Here is a 17,856-nt window from a genome sequence, read left to right as displayed (position 1 = left end):
CCGGGAGACCGATCCTGCTTATGGCGGAATGGCCATGCACGATTCCATAGACCACCCTGCTCTCGCTCTCGTCCGTCTGCCGCACGCGCGAGACCTCGACCTGCCTGCCTATGAGACGGCCGGGGCCGCGGGCATGGACCTGCGAGCCGCCGTGCCCGCTGATCAGCCGATGACGATTGCGCCCGGCGCTCGCGCGCTGGTGCCCACGGGCTTCATCTTCGAGATCCCCGCCGGCCACGAGGGCCAGGTGCGACCGCGCTCCGGACTTGCCTTCAAGCACGGCATCACTTGCCTCAACACGCCGGGCACGATCGACAGCGACTATCGCGGCGAAGTGAAGGTGCTGCTCATCAATCTCGGCGAGACGGATTTCATCGTCGAGCGCGGCATCCGCATCGCCCAGATGGTGATCGCCCCGGTGATCCAGGTGGCGATCCGCGAGGCAGACGGCGCCGCGCCGACCGAGCGCGGCGCCGGCGGTTTCGGCTCGACGGGAGCTAACTGATGCATGTCCGCCAAAAGTGTGCAGCGGTTTTGGGATAACGACATGCATAAACAAGAATCTATAGCGGCGGCAGGCGCCGCTTGACCGGCGTCGACTTAACGATCGAGGTGTTGGTCTGCGCCTTTTCGGCGATGCGATCGAGGATCGTGTCGAGCTCGCCCATGTCACGGACGAGCATCTTGGCGATGAAGCAATCGTCACCGGTGATCTTGTCGCATTCGACGATTTCCGGTGTCTCCTGGATCAGCTTTTCGACGATGTGCAGCATGCCCGGCATCGGCCGGACGCGGACCACCGCCTGCAGCGGATAGCCGAGCCGCGCCGGGTTGACGGAGACGGTAAAGCCGTTGATCACGCCACGCTCCTCTAGCTTGCGCAGCCTCTCGGCAGCGCTCGGCGAGGAGAGCCCCGCTTCCAGCGCGAGTTCCTTCAGCGACACGCGGGCGTTCGCGGCGAGAATTTCCAGGATACGACGGTCAAGTTCGTCCAGCATCGGCAACTCCGTAAGTCAACTTGGGAAGTTCCCCTTACACAATTAGGCATTCTCTCACAATCTCCTTCGCCAATCCATATATTCGCATCAGCAGACTCATTACTCTGGCGGTCAAGTCATCAGTGGAGCGAGAGCGATGAACAAGGATTTGCGGCGCGGAAGCGCGGAAATGACGGCGGCAATGCTGATATCGGGAACGATCGGCTGGTTCGTACTGATGTCGGGACAGCCGGTCGCCGGCGTCGTCTTCTGGCGCTGCGTCTTCGGGGCCGTGACGCTCGCAATCCTTGCCGCAGCCCTCGGCCTCATCGATCTCAGGCACTTGCGTCCGAAGGTCGTCGGGCTTTCCGTGCTCGGCGGTGTGGCGATCGTCATCAACTGGCTGCTGCTTTTCGAAGCCTATTCGCACGCCTCGATCTCGATTGCGACGATGGTCTACAACACGCAGCCCTTCATGCTGCTCGGGCTCGGGGCGCTTTTCCTCGGCGAGAAGATCACCCCAACCAAGCTGTTCTGGCTCTCGGTCGCCTTCATCGGCATGCTGGCGATCGTCTCCGCAAAGCCGGCGGGCGGAGCCGGAACCGGTCATTATCTCGCAGGGATCGCCCTCTCGCTCGGCGCCGCCTTCTTCTACGCCATTGCGGCGATCGTCACCAAGCTGCTCAAGGGCACGCCGCCGCAGCTTATCGCGCTGATCCAGGTCTTGACCGGCGCGGCGATGCTCGCCCCCTTTGCCATGACGGCGCCGCTGCCGCAGAGCGCAATCCAGTGGACCTTGCTGATCACCATCGGCGTCGTCCACACCGGCATCATGTACATCCTGCTCTATGGCGCGATCCAGCGGCTGCCGACCCATGTGACGGGCGCGCTTTCTTTCATCTACCCTATCGCCGCAATCCTGGTCGACCGCATTGCCTTCGGGCACCAATTGCAGCCCGTGCAGATCCTGGGATCGGCCGCGATCCTGCTGGCAGCGGCCGGCACCAATCTCGGCTGGACGCTTCGTTCGGCCCCACGTATCAAGCAGCACGCCGAACGGAGTGCCTGATGATCACCTGCTATTTGAAATACGTCATCGATCCTTACAAGCTCAAGGAATTCGAGCATTACGCCAAGCTCTGGATTCCGCTGGTGAACCGGCTCGGCGGCAGCCATCACGGCTATTTCATGCCGCATGAGGGCGCCAACAATATTGCGCTCGCGCTCTTCAGCTTTCCCTCGCTCGCAGCCTACGAGACCTATCGCGAGCAGATGGACGCCGATCCTGAATGCCAAGCGGCCTTCGCCTATGCCGAGGAGACGCGCTGCATTCTTAGCTACGAGCGCAGCTTCATGCGTCCAGTGTTTGAATGAGCTCGCTTGACGCCGCGGCTCGATCGCGCTCGATGCACTCCGCTACGAGCGCTTGTAGGCGCCACAAATTGCGATCTCGAATGCCCCTGGCTTCAAGATGCGTTACCGTGTTGAGGAGATACTCCGCGCCCGAGCCGACATGACCGCAGGCGCGCGCCAGGACTTCGGCGACGGCCTCGAGAGGAAGGCTTCCGGCATAGAATGACGAAGCGCGGTTCATGACGAAACCCAGAGCGGGAACGGATCCCTGCCCCGTCTCGACCTTGATCCAGCGGGGCATGCTGTTGGGCGGCTTATAGGTGAACTCACGCCGGAACAGCCTTCCGAGCTGGCCTTCGAGGTCGTCGTTCGGCAGTTCGTAGAGAACGCCGCGGCACTGCCCGCCGCGGTCGAGGGCCATCATCAGACCCGGCTCATCGGGTGTTCCCCGAAAGCGAAGCATCCGCAAGCAGAACGAACGATGCCAGCCCCGGGCGATGCCGATCTCTTCCCTGACATGCTCGATCTCCGGCCTCCAGATCAGTGATCCATAGGCGAAGAGCAAGGTTGGCAAGCCCGGAGCCGGATGGCACTTCATTATCCGCGCCACCCAGTGGTCATAGTCCGCATCTGTGTGCAGTTGCGCTCCGGATCCCGGACCGCCGTCCGCAATCGCTCTGTGGACCTGCGCAACATGGGCCGCGGTCAAGCTGAAGGATGTTGATCTGCCGGACATGGTCAAAATCTCCGCCGAAGAGGATCGCGCAACGGTCCCCCGGGTGCAAGCTGGCCTTTCACGGGTGACCTCGCCTACCGGCGCGCCTCGGCAGCCATGCTGACGGCGAGGCCGGCGAGCACGGTGCTCATCATCCAGCGCTGCACCAGCATGAAGAGGGGCCGGCCTGCGAGGAAGGCGGCGATCGACCCGGCGGTCGCCGCGATCAGCGCATTGACGCTGACGCTGATTGCGATCTGCAGGCTGCCGAAAACGAGCGACTGCAGGAGCACGCTTCCGGATTCCGGTCGGATGAACTGCGGCAGCAGCGAAAGGTAGAGCGCCGCCACCTTCGGATTGAGCAGGCTGGTGACGAGGCCCATGACGAAGAGCTTGCGCGGTCCGTCCTGCGGCAGGTCGCGGACCTGGAACGGCGAGCGACCGCCGGGCTTCACGGCCTGCCAGGCGAGGAAGAGGAGATAGAGTGCGCCGGCGAAGCACAGCACGTTGTGGGCGAAGGGAACCGCGAGCAACAGGGCGGTGATGCCGAGCGCGGCGAAGACCATGTAGAAGACGAAGCCGAGTGCCACGCCGCCGAGCGAGACAAGGCCGGCGCCCGGGCCTTGGCAGATCGAACGGGAGATCAGGTAGATCATGTTCGGTCCCGGCGTCAGTACCATGCCGAGCGCAATCAGCGCGAAGCCGATGAGATTGTGAGTTTCGGGCAAGGCCGTTCCCCTTCCGCAGTTTTTCCGGAACGTGCACGGCTCAACGAGTCGCTAGCAACGCCGTTCTTGTCACCGGGTCAATTTTTGCGAGCGATGGTGCGGCGTTCTCAAGCGGAACTTTCCACGCCGTGCTATCCACCGACCGGAAAAACATGCTCCAACCGGCGGGTTTGCTATCGCTTTTTCCTCCGCCTGCCCGCATCCGGCGCTTTCCCGCTCTGGAATGGACCGTTGATTGTTCCTATTCTCATGACAACCATCTTGAGCAACGGGAGAAGCACAATGCCAGAAGCGCGCAAGCCCGGCCGCGGCCGCGTCTTTTCATCAATCACCGAAACGATCGGCGACACTCCCATCGTGCGGCTGGACAGGCTCGCCAGCGAAAAGGGCGTGAAGGCGAACCTGCTTGCCAAGCTCGAGTTCTTCAATCCGATCGCCTCGGTCAAGGACCGCATCGGCGTCGCGATGATCGAAGCGCTTGAGGCGGAAGGCAAGATCGAGCCCGGCCGGACGACGCTGATCGAGCCGACATCGGGCAATACCGGCATAGCGCTTGCCTTCGTGGCCGCCGCTAAAGGCTACAGGCTGATCCTCACCATGCCCGAAACGATGTCGGTCGAGCGGCGCAAGATGCTGTCGCTGCTCGGCGCCGAATTGGTGCTGACCGAAGGGGCAAAGGGCATGAAGGGCGCCATCGCCAAGGCGCAGGAACTCACCGAGACGCTGCCCGACGCCATCATCCCGCAACAGTTCGAAAACCCGGCCAATCCGGAAATCCATCGCAGGACGACCGCCGAGGAAATCTGGAACGACACCGAAGGCAGCGTCGATATCCTTGTTTCCGGCATCGGCACCGGCGGCACGATCACCGGCGCCGGTCAAGTGCTGAAGGCGCGCAAGCCGTCGGTCAAGGTGATTGCCGTCGAGCCCGAGGAGTCGCCGGTTCTCTCGGGCGGCACGCCGGGACCGCACAAGATCCAGGGCATCGGCGCTGGCTTCGCGCCGCCGATCCTCGACACCTCGATCTATGACGAGGTCGTCACCGTGAATGCGGGCGAAGCGGTCGAAGTGGCACGGCTCGTCGCCACGCTCGAAGGCGTGCCGGTCGGTATCTCCTCCGGCGCCGCGCTCCAGGCGGCGATCGAAGTCGGCCGGCGCGAGGAGAATGCCGGCAAGATGATCGTGGTGATCATTCCGTCCTTTGCGGAGCGTTATCTTTCGACGGTGCTTTTCGAGGGGCTGGGCGGGTAGAGGCGCGGGCACTGCGGAGCGGGATGAGAGGAGGTGCTCGGTTTTCCGCCCATACCGCGCTCGATCCCTTCGCTGTTCAGCGACACGACGATCTCGTGCCAATCGCCGGGCTTGTTCATGAGGTCGGCCTTGGTCGAAGCCGCTTTCGCATTCTCCGCACCTCCCTCATCGATCTCATCTTCGAGGCGAACTCGGCGATGAAAGGTTCATCCCGCCGTCGCTGATCGCGATCGCCTGAAAGGGCGCGGACGCTGTAGTGCAGCACGCTTCGGCGTTTCGGGGCGCTATTTCGCAATTCCGGGGCAAAGGCTTTGAAAAATTTCGAGCCTCTCGGCGTAGGAGGCAAGCGAAAGGTTTGGGAGAAAAGCCTCGTCACCGTCGCGGCGGATGAGATAGTCCGTCTCCGACAGCAGCCCTTTCTTGATCATTTCAGGAGACTGCCTGGCGGAGCCGTGAAAGGAATAGCTGGAGCCATGCATGTCCGTCCAGGTGCGCTCGACGCAATTGCCGGTGACGCGGTCAGCGAGCTTCGTCGTCGCGATCACGTCTCCAATGCAGCGCAACGAGTCATCGCGGAGATATTCGACGCAGAAGACTTTCGCGTCCTGCGGCGTGTGCTTCAGGCGGATCACAGCGTTTGCCGTTCCAATTCCCTCCTTCGAAACGATCGTCATCGTCATGCCGATTCTCGCCCCATAGGAGAGCTTGCTTGGGTTCTCGGACACTGCCGACCCCACGGCCGGTCCAAGGAGAATGCCTGCCACAAGGGCGAGCGGCATAACGAAACCGTTTGGTTGGAAGGTGCCGTTGAAGGGGAACACGATAGCGGGCCTTGAGAGATGGACTTGGATTTGTGCAACTGGGCCAGGCGAGCGCTACGCCGCTACCGGCAGGCGCTCGCCGGCGACGCGATAGGAGATCGCTTCGGCGAGATGGATCCGTCCGACGGTCGGTGCTTCGTCGAGATCGGCGAGCGTGCGGGCCACCTTCAGCACACGGTGATAGCCGCGCGCCGAGAACTTCATCTTTTCCGCGGCGTCCCTGAGGAGCTGCAGCCCCGCCGAGTCGGGTTCGGCGATTCTCTCGATCATCGCCGTCGATGCCCGGGCATTGCTCGTCAATTCCGGATGGCCGAGGGCGGCGAAGCGACCCCGCTGCAACTCGCGGGCGCGGGCGACGCGGCGCGCGACGACGGCGCTTGCCTCCGCCGTGCCGGGGCGGATGAGGTCGGCGGCACTGACGGCGGGCACGTCGATGCGGATATCGATGCGGTCCATCAGCGGACCGGAAATCCGCGCCTGGTAATCGGCCATGCAGCGCGGGCCGCGGGCGCAGCTGCGGCCCGGCTCGCCGGCCATGCCGCAGCGGCAGGGGTTCATCGCGGCGACGAGCTGGATCGCCGCCGGGTAGCTCACACGGTGATTGGCGCGCGCAATGACGCATTCGGCGGTTTCGAGCGGCTGGCGCAGCGCATCGAGCACCTGCGGGGGAAACTCCGGAAACTCGTCGAGAAACAGGACGCCATGATGGGCGAGCGACGCCTCCCCGGGTTTTGCCCGCAAACCGCCGCCGATCAGCGCCGCCATGGTGGCGGAATGGTGCGGCGCACGGAACGGCCGGCGGTCGGAGAGCTTGCCGCCCGCCAATTGCCCGGCGATCGAATGGATCATCGACACTTCGAGCAGTTCGGCTGGGGAGAGCGGCGGCAGGATGGACGGCAGACGCGACGCCAGCATCGACTTGCCGGAACCGGGAGGGCCTACCATCAGGAGATTGTGATTGCCGGCGGCCGCGACCTCCAGCGCCCGTTTGGCGCTTTCCTGGCCCTTGATGTCGGCGAGATCGGGAAGATCGGCGGCGGCCGCCCGGACTGCCGGTTCGGGGCGGGAGAGCACCTGCGTGCCGCGGAAATGATTGGCGATGGCAATCAGGCTGCGCGGCGCCAGGATATCGATCTCGGCGCCGGCCCAGGCCGCTTCAGCGCCGCTTTGGGCGGGGCAGATCAGCCCCTTGCCGAGTCCATTGGCCCCGATCGCCGCCGGCAGCGCGCCGGCAACTGGAGCGATCGTGCCGTCGAGATTGAGCTCGCCAATGACCACATAGCCGGAAAGTGCATCCGCTGGGATGGCGCCGAGCGCCGCCATCAGGCCGAGCGCGATGGCGAGGTCGAAATGGCTGCCTTCCTTGGGCAGGTCGGCCGGCGCCAGATTGACGGTGACCCGCTTGGCCGGCAGCGCCAGGCCCGAGGCGTGCAGCGCCGCCTGGACGCGTTCGCGGCTTTCGGCAACGGCCTTGTCCGGCAGCCCGACGATCTGCATGCCGACCTTGCCAGGAGCCACCATTACCTGGACGTCGACCGGAACGCCCTCGATACCCTGAAACGCAACCGTGCTGACGCGCGCGACCATGATGCCCCCATTGCTCCAGCCTGCACCGCACAACCGCCGCCGGTAGCAAGCCAAATCTTGCACGGTACGCGCTTAAAAACAAGAACAATAATAGAACAAACGCGCGTGAGGTGAAATCGGCGTGCCGGCGGCATGCCGATCGGGCAGGTCGAACGTTCCTAAACGATTGCGGAGGTCAGCCGCGTTTCTTTTCGATTGCATCCCAGAGCATGCCGGCGACATCGGCGCCGCCGAACTTCTTGACCTCGCGGATGCCAGTCGGCGAAGTGACGTTGATTTCGGTCATGTAATCCCCGATGACATCAATGCCGACGAAGAGGAAGCCGCGTTCTTTCAGCGCCGGTCCGATGCGGGCGCAGATTTCCTTCTCGCGAGCGGTGAGCTCGGTCGCCTCGGCGCGGCCGCCGACATGCATGTTGGAGCGGGCGTCGTGTTCGGCCGGGACGCGGTTGATGGCGCCAACCGGCTCGCCATCGACGAGCAGGATGCGTTTGTCGCCCTTTCGGACCGCCGGCAGATATTCCTGAGCAATGAAGGGCTCGCGAAACATCTGGCCGAACATTTCAAGCAGCGACGAGAGATTGCGATCGTCGCGCGCCGAATGGAAGACTCCGGCGCCGCCATTGCCGTAGAGCGGCTTCAGGATGATGTCGCCCATCTCCTCGCGGAAGCGGGCGATCTCGCTCGCATCCCGCGTGATCAGCGTCCGCGGCATCAGGTCGGGAAATTCGGTGACGAAGATTTTCTCCGGCGAATTGCGCACCCAGGCCGGGTCGTTGACGACGAGCGTCTTCGGGTGAAGCCGCTCCAGAAGATGCGTCGAGGTGATATAGGCCATGTCGAAGGGCGGATCCTGGCGAAGCAGGATGACGTCCATGGTCGAAAGATCGATCCGCTCGGGCTCGTCCAGCGTGAAATGGTCGCCCTTGACGTCGCGCAGCGTCATCTGCTGCGCGGTCGCATAGACCTTGCCGTCACGCAGCGACAGCTTGTCGGGCGTGTAGTGGAACAGCCGGTACCCGCGCGCCTGTGCCTCGAGGCTCATGGCAAAGGTGGAATCGCCCGCAATGGTGATGCCCGAGACATGGTCCATTTGGACCCCGACATTGACGATTCCTGCCATTTTCCCGTTCCCGTTGGTTCCCCTGCCGCATTCGCCCAAGGCGGAAATCGCTTCGGCGAAATCATACAGCAATTCAAAGCGCTACCGCGACGATCATGCACCCGCAACGGCGGACACCGCCACAGGAGGCCCGCCACATGTAGAATGCGCAAGGCGCTTAGGCAAGGAGACCGGCGCCTATTGGAAACCCTCGACGAGGCAGGTGATGAGGTCGTGATCGGAGAGCGGCCGCCCTGAGGTGTCGAGCGAGGGAACGATGCGGCTCTCGCCGATCTTCAGCCCCCGCGCTAAGAACCAGTCGAGCTTCATCGCCCGTTTCGGCCAACGGGTGATCAGGCTCGGACGGGTGGTCATCTGATCGAGCGGTCCGCCGTGGCGGGTGAAGCCGCGTGCAGCGCTCGCCGCAAAGAGGCCCTCCGCCTCGAAATCGCCGCCGATATGGTTTCCCGTATTGAGATCGCCGCCGGTCAGGATCGGAAGTTCGGGAAAGGTGGTGTCCAGCTGATCGATCAGTTCCTTCATCTGCCGCTCGCGATAGGCGGCGGTCGTGGCACTTTCCAAATGCGTGGAAACGGCGACGAAGGGACCCGCTTCGGTCTCGATCACGGCACCGACGGCGCAGCGCTCGCCGAGACGCGGCTGATCGGTGTCGTCCCTGAACCACAGGCGCTCCCCGCAAAGCCGCAACAGGAAGGGACGCCGGAGGGGCACGGCGGTCAGCAAGGCATTGCCGTGGAAGCCCTTGTCGTTGAAGTCGTCCTTGCAGAATTCGCGCTCGGTATCGGAGCCGAGGCCGAGCTCGATGAACTCGACGCCGTAGGCGTATTGCATTTCCAACGCGCTCGCAATCTCGGCCGTCGTGTGGCGCTGGCCGGTGCGGGCCATGCCGTTGTCCATCTCCGAAAGCAGCACGAGCCGCGCCCCGGTCGCGCGGAGATGCTCGGCGCTTTCTTCGGGAAACAGGCAGCGCTCGAGGTTCCAGGCAGCAACAGTGAAGGGAAAGGCAAGCGGCGCTGGCGTCGTGGCGGCGCCGCCGACCTCGATCGTGTTCATCGCCTCGATCCCGGCCATGATCGCGTCATGGGTAGGGATGCTGCGTTCCGTCCGGGCAATGCCCTCGCGGTGCTCTCGCGAAGGAACAGCAAGGGTCGATACGGCTTTCTCAATCACGACACAGGCTCCAAATTCACGGCGTGCGGACGGGCCGGCGCGGCACCGGCCATGCCATCCGTCCGCTCTTGACGATGAAGCCGCTTGCCGTTCTCCGCCGAGAAGAAATGCAGGCGATCCATCGGGATGGCGATGGCAAGCTCGCTGGAAAGCGGCGTTTCCGGCGGCAACGCGACGGTCAGCGGCTGATCCTCGACCGCGCCGTGCACCAGGCGTTGTGCTCCGAGTTCCTCGACATAGTCGACGCGGAAGAGCAAGGCCTGCTCGCCGGCAGATGCCGGGCGCAAGTCTTCCGCCCTGAGCCCGACGGTCACCGGCCCCCGGGTCGGCGCCGGATAGTCGAGGTCGATCGCATGCGTGCCGATATGCAGGCGGCCGCCTTCGAGCATGCCCTTGAGGAGGTTCATCGCCGGCGAGCCGATGAAGCTCGCGACGAAAGTCGAGGCCGGTGCGTGATAGACCTCGAGCGGCCGGCCGATCTGCTCGATGCGGCCGCCGTTCAGCACCACCAGCCGATCGGCGAGCGTCATCGCCTCAAGCTGGTCGTGGGTCACGTAGAGCGAGGTGGTACCGAGCCGCTTCTGCAACCGCTTGATCTCGCCGCGCATCGAGACCCGCAGCTTCGCATCGAGGTTCGAAAGCGGCTCGTCGAAGAGAAAAGCGGCCGGCTTGCGGACGATCGCCCGACCCATGGCGACGCGCTGGCGCTGGCCGCCCGAAAGCGCCCGCGGTTTGCGGTCGAGATAGGGCTCGATCTCCAGCATCCGCGCGGCTTCCGCGACGCGCGCGTCGATCTCCGCCTTCGGCGTCTTCCGGTTCCTGAGGCCATAGGCCAGGTTCTGGTAAACCGTCATGTGCGGATAGAGCGCATAATTCTGGAAGACCATGGCGATGTCGCGTTCGGCCGGATCGACATCGTTGACGAGGCGCGTGCCGATCGTCACGCTGCCTTTCGAGATCGTCTCCAGCCCGGCGACCATGCGCAGAAGCGTGGACTTGCCGCAGCCGGAGGGGCCTACGAGCACGATGAACTCGCCGTCGGCAATGTCGATCGAGACCGACTTTACGGCCTCGACATTGCCCGAGTAGATTTTAGAGACCTCTGCGATATCGATCGCCGCCATGGCTAGCTCCGTTGGTCAATGAGGAATGCGGAGCGGGAACGGATCTAAAACCCGCCGCGCCTCCGGTCGTTCCACTTTGTGTCTGCGCATTTCCGACGGCGAACCGCTGCACACTTCGCCGGGAAATGCTCTATTTGTCGCTCTCAGTAAGTCCCTTGATGAACCAGCGCTGGAACATGACGACGATTATCACCGGCGGCAGCATGGCGAGGATGGCCAGCGCAAAGGCCTCGTTGTAATCGGGAATGTTGGAGCCGACCCAGACGAGCAGGATCTGCTTGATGCCGCGCACCAGCGTGAAGAAGCCCTCGTCCGTCGTCATCAGTGTCGGCCAGAGATACTGGTTCCAGCCGTAGACGAACATGATGATGAAGATCGCCGCCATCATGGTGCGCGACAGCGGCACCAGCACGTCGATGAAGAACTTGAACGGCCCCGCGCCGTCGATCCGCGCCGCCTCTAGGAGTTCGTCCGGTACCGACTTGAAGAATTGGCGGAAATAGAAGGTGCCGGTCGCAGAGGCGAGAAGCGGCACGATCAGCCCGGTATAGGTGTTCGTCAGCCTCAGGGCATTCATCACCTCGTAGGAGGGCAGGATGCGGACCTCGAGCGGCAGGAGCAGCGTCGTGAAGATCACCCAGAAGAACAAGCTCGCCAGCGGAAAGCGGAAATAGACGATCGCATAGGCCGCCAGCATCGAGAGCACGATCTTGCCGACGGCAAAGCCGAGGCCGAGGATCATGGAGTTCAGCATCATGTTGAAGCCGGTGACCTTGCCGGTGAAACCGCCCTCGCGGGCCAGAACCGTCTCATAAGTCTCGGCGAAATGGCCGCCCCAGGTGAGACTGAGGCCATTGCGGTGGATGTCTGCCGCCTCGTGGGTCGAGGTCATGAAGGCGACGACGACGGGCATCACCATGATGAAGACGCCGATCAGAAGAATGACGTGGTCGAGCAAACGGGTGCGATGCATCGGCATCACCTCAATTATAGTGCACGCGCCGCTCGATGAAGCGGAACTGGAAGACGGTGAGCACCAGGACGATCAGCATGAGGATCACCGATTGCGCCGAGGAGCCGCCGAGATCGTTGCCGCGGAAGCCGTCCATGTAGACTTTGTAGACGAGCGTGATCGGGTTGTTGGCGGCCTTGTCCTTCACCATCACGTCGATGATGCCGAACGTATCGAAAAGCGCATAGGTGACGTTGATGATCAGCAGGAAGAAGGCAGTCGGCGCCAGCAGCGGCAGGATGACCGTCCAGAAGCGGCGCATTTCCGAGCGGCAATCGATCGCCGCCGCCTCGCGCACCGACACCGGAATGCCCTGAAGTCCCGAAAGGAAGAAGATGAAGTTGTAGGGGATTTGCTTCCAGACCGCGACGACGATCATCGCGAAGGCCGTGTCGAAATAATCGAGCCCGACTTTGATGTCCCAACCGAACCAGCGGGCGAATTCGACGAGCGGGCCGATATGCTGGTTGAAGAACATCATGCCGATCAGGCCGGCGACAGGCGGGGCGATCGCATAGACCCAGATGAGCAGCGTCTTGTAGGTCGCGTTGCCGCGAATGACGCCGTCCGCCTTGACGGCGAGCAGGAGCCCGATCGCCAGCGCGAAGAAGGTGACGAGGGCGGTGAAGATGGCCGTGAACCGCGCTATGCCGAAATACTCGGTCGACTTCAGGACGTCGGCATAGTTCGTGAGGCCGACGAAGGTGGAGCCGAAACCGAACGGATCCTCGAGATAGAAGGAGGACTGGATCGCCTGGGCAGACGGCCAGTAAAAGAACACGAAGATGATCGCGAGCTGCGGCGCGAGAAAGAGATAGGGCAGGAAAGGCGAGGCGAATTGCACGCGCTTGGCGGCTGCCTGCTGTCCTTGATCTTTGGAGCGGCCCCTCATCCGGCCTGCCGGCCACCTTCTCCCCGCACTGGCGGGGAGAAGGGACGCTCCATTGTCGGCGGCATTCCCCTTTCCCCGCGCGCGGGGAAAGGGGAATGGTGAGGGGCTCGCCTCGCTCATCGCGATCAGCCGGCGGTCTTGGCGAAACGGGCGAGCAGTTCGTTGCCTTCCTTCTCGATCGCTTCAAGGGCATCCTTCACGGTCGCTTCGCCGGAGAAGATGCGGCCGTATTCGCGCTCCATGATCTCGCGGATCTGCGGATAGAAGCCAAGGCGGTAGCCCCTGGACCAATCGCCGGCCGGCAGCAGGAGCTGCTTGATGCCGACTTCGGCGACCGGCTTTTCCTTGTAGTAGCCGTCCTTCTGGGCGAGCTCATAGGCCGCCTTGGTGATCGCAACATAGCCGGTGGCCTTGTGATAGAAGTACTGGACTTCCGGCGAGGTCAGGAACTGGAAGAAATCGGCCACGCACTTGTTTTCCTCGTCCGACTTTCCGGACATGGCAAAGAGTGCGGCGCCGCCGATGAAGGAGTTGGTGCCGGCGCCCTTGATCGCGTTCCAATAGGGCAGGAAGGTCGCCGAGAAGGGCATGGTCGCAGTCTTTTGCAGACCGCCGAAGGAGCCGGAGGAGCCGATCCAAAGGGCTGCCTTGCCTTCTTCAAAGACTTTCTGGTTGTCGTTCCAGCCGGCACCGTAGAAAGCGAAGTAGCCCTGGTCCTTCCAGGCCTTCAGCTTCTCGAACATCACCTCCAGGTTCGGGTCGGTGACCTTGAGCTTGGTATCGACGACGCTGTCGTAGCCGTTGTTGTTGGTGGCGAACTGGATGTTGTTGCGTGAGAAGAAGTTCTCGGTGAACTGCCAGGTGAGCTGCGACTGGACGAGCGGAATGAAGCCAGCCTCCTTCAGCTTCGGTGCGATAGCCTCGAACTCTTCCCAGGTCTTCGGGGCCTCGACGCCGGCCTTCTTCAGGGCCTCGTCGTTGATATACATGATCGGCGCCGAGGAATTGAACGGCATGCCGACGAACTTGCCTTCGCTATCGGCGTAGAAATAGCGCACGCCGTCGATGAAAGCGCCACGGTCGAAACTGTAGCCCGCCTTGGTGATCAGGTCCTCGGCCGGAATGACGGCGCCCTTGGCGTTGATGATGGTTGCGGCACCGGCGTCGAAGACCTGCAGGATGTTCGGCTGTTCGCCGGAGCGGAAAGCGGCGATGCCGGAGGCAAGCGCTTCCTCATAGGTGCCCTTGCTGACCGGCGTCAGGGCGCAGGCGCTCTGGGAGACGTTGAATTTCTGGGCGACCTCGTTGATCACCTCGCCGTTGCGACCGGCCATGCCGTGCCACCAGGTGATGTTGGTCGCGGCGAGCGACGTCGTCGTGGAAAATGCAAGAGCAATGGCTGCGAGCGAAATGGTTTTCAACATGGCTGGTCCCTCTCCACCGTGGTTGCGGTGGGCAGTGGACTAGTGACATTCGATGACAGGCCGGTAATGCTTTTGTGTCGGATCGATTACATTTTTGATCGTTTGATCAAAACGCGTCCGGCAGGTGCCGCGGCCAGCGCCAGGGCATGACGGCGACGATGTCGTAGCGGACCGAGAGGCGGTGAAAATCCGTCTGGCGCGACAGCCAGATATCGCTCGCCGCCCTGATCCGCCGCTGCGCCGTATCGGAGACGGCGAAGACGGCCCCGTAGAAACTCGCCCGGGCCTTGACTTCGACGCAGGCGATCAGGTCGCCGCGGCGGGCAATGATGTCGATCTCGCCGAGCTTGGTGCGATAGCGCATCGCGACGATCCGGTAGCCCTTGAGCATCAGGCAGAGCGCGGCCCGGTATTCGGCGAGATGGCCGCGCTTCAGCGCCTTGAGCTTGCGGGCAGCCGGGCGCTCAGTCTTCATGACTGTCCTTCAGGCTGAGGAGTCGATCGTAAAGCTCCTTGCGCGGCAGTCCGGTCCGGCGCGCCGCCTCAGTCGCCGCCTTGCCCATCGGCATGTCGCGGACGAGCTCCTTCAGCAGCGCGTCCACGTCCGCGGCCTCCGCGACGGGCTTTGCGTCCGGCGGACCGATCACCAGCACGATCTCGCCCTTGACGCTCGCGCCTTGGTCATAAAAGGCTTTGAGCTCGCCGAGCGTGCCGCGGCGGAACTCCTCGAAGGCCTTGGTCAGCTCGCGGCAGACAGCGGCTCTCCTCTCCTCGCCGAAAACCGCGGCGGCGGCGGCGACGGTGGCGGCGATGCGGTGCGGCGACTCGAAGAAGAGGAGCGTCGCTGGCACAGCGGCGAATTCCCTGAGCCGGTCACGCTTCGCCTTGTCCTTGGTCGGCAGAAACCCGCCAAACAGGAAGGCGTCGCTCGGAAGTCCCGACGCGACGAGGGCGGCAAGCGGCGCCGACGGGCCGGGGACGGGAACGACCTTGTGGCCGGCGTCGATCGCGAGCTGCGCCAGGCGATAGCCGGGATCGGAGACGAGCGGCGTACCGGCATCGGAAACGAGCGCCACCGATTTCCCCTCGGCGAGCCCCGCAATCAGCCGCGGCCCGGCCTCGGCGGCATTGTGTTCGTGGTAGGCGACCGGCCGATTGACGATGCCGTAGCGATCGAGCAGCACCCGCGTCACGCGCGTATCCTCGCAGGCGAGCAGATCGGCGCCGGCAATCGTCTCCAGCGCCCTCAAGGTGATATCGGCGAGGTTGCCGATGGGCGTCGCCACCAGATAGAGCGCCGGTTCCAGGGGGCGCGCCGGTACGCTTGCATTGTGCAGCCGAAAGCTGCGCTGTCTTTCCTTCTCCGCCGCCTCGGCCGATTGCTGCTTTTCCAACGCCCTGTTCCCGCTGATGCCCGGCTTGCCGATTCGCGCCCTTTATGAGTGAGCGGCCAGCGCAGGGCAAGGCCGGCCGGGACGGCAGGCTGCTGCATTTGGGAAAAGCCCGCGAAACCGCTTGCTTTCGCGGCGATTTTTCTGCCATTTTGCCCGTCCACATCGCTCCGGCCGGCCGGCCGGGACACACGCAGTTTGACGCCGCGGCAGGCGCGCCCCGCCCGTCCGGCAATGGTTGAAAGCGGTAGCATCCCATGCGCATTACTCTCGAGCGGTCCAATCTTTTGAAATCGCTGAACCATGTCCACCGCGTGGTCGAACGGCGCAACACGATCCCGATCCTCTCGAACGTGCTGCTGCGCTCCGACGGCGCCAGCCTCGAAATGAAGGCGACCGACCTCGACCTGGAGATCACCGAGGCAACACCGGCGCAGGTGGAACAGGCGGGCGCAACCACCGTTCCGGCGCATCTGCTCTATGACATCGTTCGCAAGCTGCCGGACGGTTCCGAGGTGCTGCTCGCCACCAATGCCGAGGGCACGGCGATGACCGTCGCCTCGGGCCGCTCCAAGTTCTCGTTGCAATGCCTGCCGCAATCGGACTTCCCGGACCTCACGGCCGGCAGCTTCTCGCATTCCTTCCGCGCCAAGGCGACGGATCTGAAGATGCTGATCGACAGGACGCAGTTCGCGATCTCGACGGAGGAAACGCGCTACTACCTCAACGGCATCTTCTTCCACACGGTTGAGAACAAGGGCGAGCTCAAGCTGCGGGCGGTGGCTACCGACGGCCATCGCCTCGCCCGCGCCGACATCGAGGCGCCGGCCGGCTCCGAGGGCATGCCCGGCATCATCATTCCGCGCAAGACCGTCAGCGAATTGCAAAAACTGCTCGACACTCCTGACGTGGTGGTCACGGTCGAGGTCTCGGACGCGAAGATCCGCCTGACCATCGGCTCGATCGTCATGACGTCGAAGCTGATCGACGGGACGTTCCCGGACTATCAGCGGGTGATTCCGGCCGGCAATGACAAGGAACTGCGCGTCGACTGCCAGTCCTTCGCACAGGCCGTCGACCGCGTTTCGACGATCTCCTCCGAACGCGGCCGGGCCGTCAAACTGGCGCTCTCCGACGGCCAGATGACGCTGACCGTCAACAATCCGGATTCCGGCAGCGCAACGGAAGAATTGCCGGTCGGTTATGAGAGCGATCCGCTCGAAATCGGCTTCAACGCCAAATATCTTCTCGACATCACTGCCCAGCTTACCGGCAATGAGGCGGTCTTCATGCTGGCGGATCCCGGCTCGCCGACCTTGGTGCGCGATCTTGCCGCGGACGACGCGCTCTACGTGCTGATGCCGATGCGCGTCTGAGGACAATACGTCTCGATCAACGCACAGAGGTCGCTGCAGCACGTTTCCGGTCCGAAATCGACTGCGATTTAAAGAGGCGGGCAGCGGCGCGAAATCGGATAGAACCCGCCATGCTGCCGCCTGGCGGGTTTTTCATTGGCGGGACTGTCGCTGGTTGTTGATAAAGTGTCGCTTTCAGACGCAGGCCGACTTGTTTTCGCCGCAGATGGGAGCACATTATGAGCAGACGCTTACGCGCGGCCGCCGAATCGGGGTACCGCGCGCAAAGCCATGGGAACAATGAAGCCGAGGGGATTCGATGAGTCTGCGCCTGAAGGTGAAGGAAAAGTTCGGTCAGAAGTTCGACGAAGAGATTCGCTTCTTTAAGGGCTGGATGAGCAACACCCGCGCGGTCGGCGCGATCCTGCCGACCTCCGCGGTGACGGCGCGGCGGATGGCGAGCGTCGTCAATCCGCGTTCCGGCTTGCCGGTGCTTGAGCTCGGACCGGGGACGGGCGTGATCACCAAGGCGATCCTCGAGCGCGGCATCTCCCCTGAAAAGCTGGTATCGATCGAATACTCCACCGAATTCTTCAACCAGTTGAAGCAGGATTTCGCCGGTGTGAACTTCATCAACGGCGACGCCTTCGACCTTTCGCGCACGCTCGGCGCGCTGAACTGTCAGCAGTTCGACAGCGTCGTCTCCGCCGTACCGCTCCTTAATTTTCCGATGCACCGTCGTGTCGAGCTGATCGACGATCTGCTCTCGCGCATCCCCTTCGGCCGCCCGGTCGTTCAGATCTCCTATGGGCCGATGTCGCCGGTCGTCGCCATGCCGGATCGCTATCGCATCCAGCATTATGATTTCGTCGTGCGCAACATCCCGCCGGCACAGCTCTGGATTTACAGCAAAGCCCATTAGACGGACGGCTC

At 63.3% G+C, this 17,856-nt stretch carries 19 protein-coding genes; 6 read left to right on the top strand and 13 right to left on the bottom strand.

The window, feature by feature from the left end:
* Window positions 1–28: 28 nt before the first annotated feature.
* Window positions 29–505, top strand: a complete 477-nt coding sequence (gene dut / locus SS05631_RS19355) for a dUTP diphosphatase (RefSeq protein ID WP_037420921.1) — start codon at window positions 29–31, stop codon at window positions 503–505.
* Between the two features lie 58 nt (window positions 506–563).
* Here dut and SS05631_RS19350 read toward each other — a convergent pair whose 3' ends face one another.
* On the bottom strand, window positions 564–998 hold the full coding sequence (locus SS05631_RS19350; RefSeq protein ID WP_037420924.1) for an Lrp/AsnC family transcriptional regulator: 435 nt from the start codon (window positions 996–998) through the stop codon (window positions 564–566).
* Window positions 999–1,134: 136 nt separating this feature from the next.
* On the opposite strand from SS05631_RS19350, the gene SS05631_RS19345 reads away from it, so the two are divergent.
* Together SS05631_RS19345 and SS05631_RS19340 are read left to right on the top strand one after the other, a co-directional pair.
* Window positions 1,135–2,046 carry a DMT family transporter gene (locus SS05631_RS19345; RefSeq protein WP_037420927.1) on the top strand — a complete coding sequence of 304 codons (912 nt, stop codon included), beginning with the start codon at window positions 1,135–1,137 and terminating at the stop codon, window positions 2,044–2,046.
* Window positions 2,046–2,351 (top strand): NIPSNAP family protein, encoded by a 306-nt coding sequence (locus SS05631_RS19340; protein WP_037420930.1) that lies wholly within the window; start codon window positions 2,046–2,048, stop codon window positions 2,349–2,351. The genes SS05631_RS19345 and SS05631_RS19340 overlap by 1 nt, the downstream gene beginning before the upstream one ends.
* Here SS05631_RS19340 and SS05631_RS19335 read toward each other — a convergent pair.
* Window positions 2,329–3,066, bottom strand: a complete 738-nt coding sequence (locus SS05631_RS19335) for a gamma-glutamylcyclotransferase (protein ID WP_037420933.1) — start codon at window positions 3,064–3,066, stop codon at window positions 2,329–2,331. The genes SS05631_RS19340 and SS05631_RS19335 overlap by 23 nt on opposite strands.
* Before the next feature lie 74 nt (window positions 3,067–3,140).
* Window positions 3,141–3,773 (bottom strand): LysE family translocator, encoded by a 633-nt coding sequence (locus tag SS05631_RS19330; protein WP_037420935.1) that lies wholly within the window; start codon window positions 3,771–3,773, stop codon window positions 3,141–3,143.
* A 282-nt stretch (window positions 3,774–4,055) separates the two neighbouring features.
* On the opposite strand from SS05631_RS19330, the gene cysK reads away from it, so the two are divergent.
* Window positions 4,056–5,024, top strand: a complete 969-nt coding sequence (gene cysK, locus SS05631_RS19325) for a cysteine synthase A (protein WP_037420937.1) — start codon at window positions 4,056–4,058, stop codon at window positions 5,022–5,024.
* Window positions 5,025–5,308: 284 nt separating this feature from the next.
* Here the strand turns inward: cysK and SS05631_RS19315 are convergent, their stop codons facing one another.
* The 10 genes from SS05631_RS19315 to rsmI all read right to left on the bottom strand — a co-directional run bounded on the left by SS05631_RS19315 (window position 5,309) and on the right by rsmI (window position 15,571).
* On the bottom strand, window positions 5,309–5,749 hold the full coding sequence (locus SS05631_RS19315; protein ID WP_144353212.1) for a hypothetical protein: 441 nt from the start codon (window positions 5,747–5,749) through the stop codon (window positions 5,309–5,311).
* A 150-nt stretch (window positions 5,750–5,899) separates the two neighbouring features.
* Window positions 5,900–7,432, bottom strand: a complete 1,533-nt coding sequence (locus tag SS05631_RS19310; protein ID WP_037420943.1) for a YifB family Mg chelatase-like AAA ATPase — start codon at window positions 7,430–7,432, stop codon at window positions 5,900–5,902.
* Window positions 7,433–7,607: 175 nt separating this feature from the next.
* On the bottom strand, window positions 7,608–8,555 hold the full coding sequence (gene gshB, locus SS05631_RS19305; protein ID WP_037420946.1) for a glutathione synthase: 948 nt from the start codon (window positions 8,553–8,555) through the stop codon (window positions 7,608–7,610).
* A 177-nt stretch (window positions 8,556–8,732) separates the two neighbouring features.
* A complete protein-coding gene (locus SS05631_RS19300; protein ID WP_037420949.1) occupies window positions 8,733–9,725 on the bottom strand; it encodes an endonuclease in 993 nt (330 codons plus the stop codon).
* Window positions 9,722–10,849 carry a sn-glycerol-3-phosphate import ATP-binding protein UgpC gene (locus SS05631_RS19295; RefSeq protein ID WP_037420952.1) on the bottom strand — a complete coding sequence of 376 codons (1,128 nt, stop codon included), beginning with the start codon at window positions 10,847–10,849 and terminating at the stop codon, window positions 9,722–9,724. Before SS05631_RS19295 ends, SS05631_RS19300 begins: the two co-directional genes overlap by 4 nt.
* Window positions 10,850–10,979: 130 nt before the next feature.
* The gene (gene ugpE / locus SS05631_RS19290; protein ID WP_037421067.1) at window positions 10,980–11,822 is read right to left on the bottom strand and encodes a sn-glycerol-3-phosphate ABC transporter permease UgpE; all 843 of its coding nucleotides are present in this window, start codon (window positions 11,820–11,822) and stop codon (window positions 10,980–10,982) included.
* 10 nt (window positions 11,823–11,832) lie between these two features.
* Complete coding sequence (locus SS05631_RS19285) at window positions 11,833–12,753, bottom strand: ABC transporter permease subunit (RefSeq protein WP_050988280.1); 921 nt, start codon at window positions 12,751–12,753, stop codon at window positions 11,833–11,835.
* A gap of 125 nt (window positions 12,754–12,878) precedes the next feature.
* Entirely contained in the window at window positions 12,879–14,177 is a 1,299-nt protein-coding gene (locus SS05631_RS19280; protein WP_037420955.1) for an extracellular solute-binding protein, read from the bottom strand.
* A 106-nt stretch (window positions 14,178–14,283) separates the two neighbouring features.
* On the bottom strand, window positions 14,284–14,652 hold the full coding sequence (locus SS05631_RS19275) for a YraN family protein (RefSeq protein ID WP_037420957.1): 369 nt from the start codon (window positions 14,650–14,652) through the stop codon (window positions 14,284–14,286).
* A complete protein-coding gene (gene rsmI, locus SS05631_RS19270) occupies window positions 14,642–15,571 on the bottom strand; it encodes a 16S rRNA (cytidine(1402)-2'-O)-methyltransferase (protein WP_244412197.1) in 930 nt (309 codons plus the stop codon). Before rsmI ends, SS05631_RS19275 begins: the two co-directional genes overlap by 11 nt.
* A 254-nt stretch (window positions 15,572–15,825) precedes the next feature.
* Here rsmI and dnaN point away from each other — a divergent pair, with 254 nt between their 5' ends.
* Both dnaN and pmtA read left to right on the top strand, forming a co-directional pair.
* Window positions 15,826–16,944: a DNA polymerase III subunit beta gene (dnaN, locus tag SS05631_RS19265; RefSeq protein WP_037377962.1), complete on the top strand. Its 1,119-nt coding sequence runs from the start codon at window positions 15,826–15,828 to the stop codon at window positions 16,942–16,944.
* A 298-nt stretch (window positions 16,945–17,242) separates the two neighbouring features.
* Window positions 17,243–17,845, top strand: coding sequence for a phospholipid N-methyltransferase PmtA (pmtA, locus tag SS05631_RS19260; RefSeq protein ID WP_083854119.1), 603 nt, complete (start codon window positions 17,243–17,245; stop codon window positions 17,843–17,845).
* The last annotated feature ends 11 nt before the right edge of the window (window positions 17,846–17,856 follow it).

Origin of the sequence: Sinorhizobium sp. CCBAU 05631 (assembly GCF_002288505.1) — a bacterium.
GTDB classification, from domain to species: Bacteria; Pseudomonadota; Alphaproteobacteria; order Rhizobiales; family Rhizobiaceae; genus Sinorhizobium; species Sinorhizobium fredii_C.
This window is presented reverse-complemented; position numbering and strand designations above follow the sequence as displayed.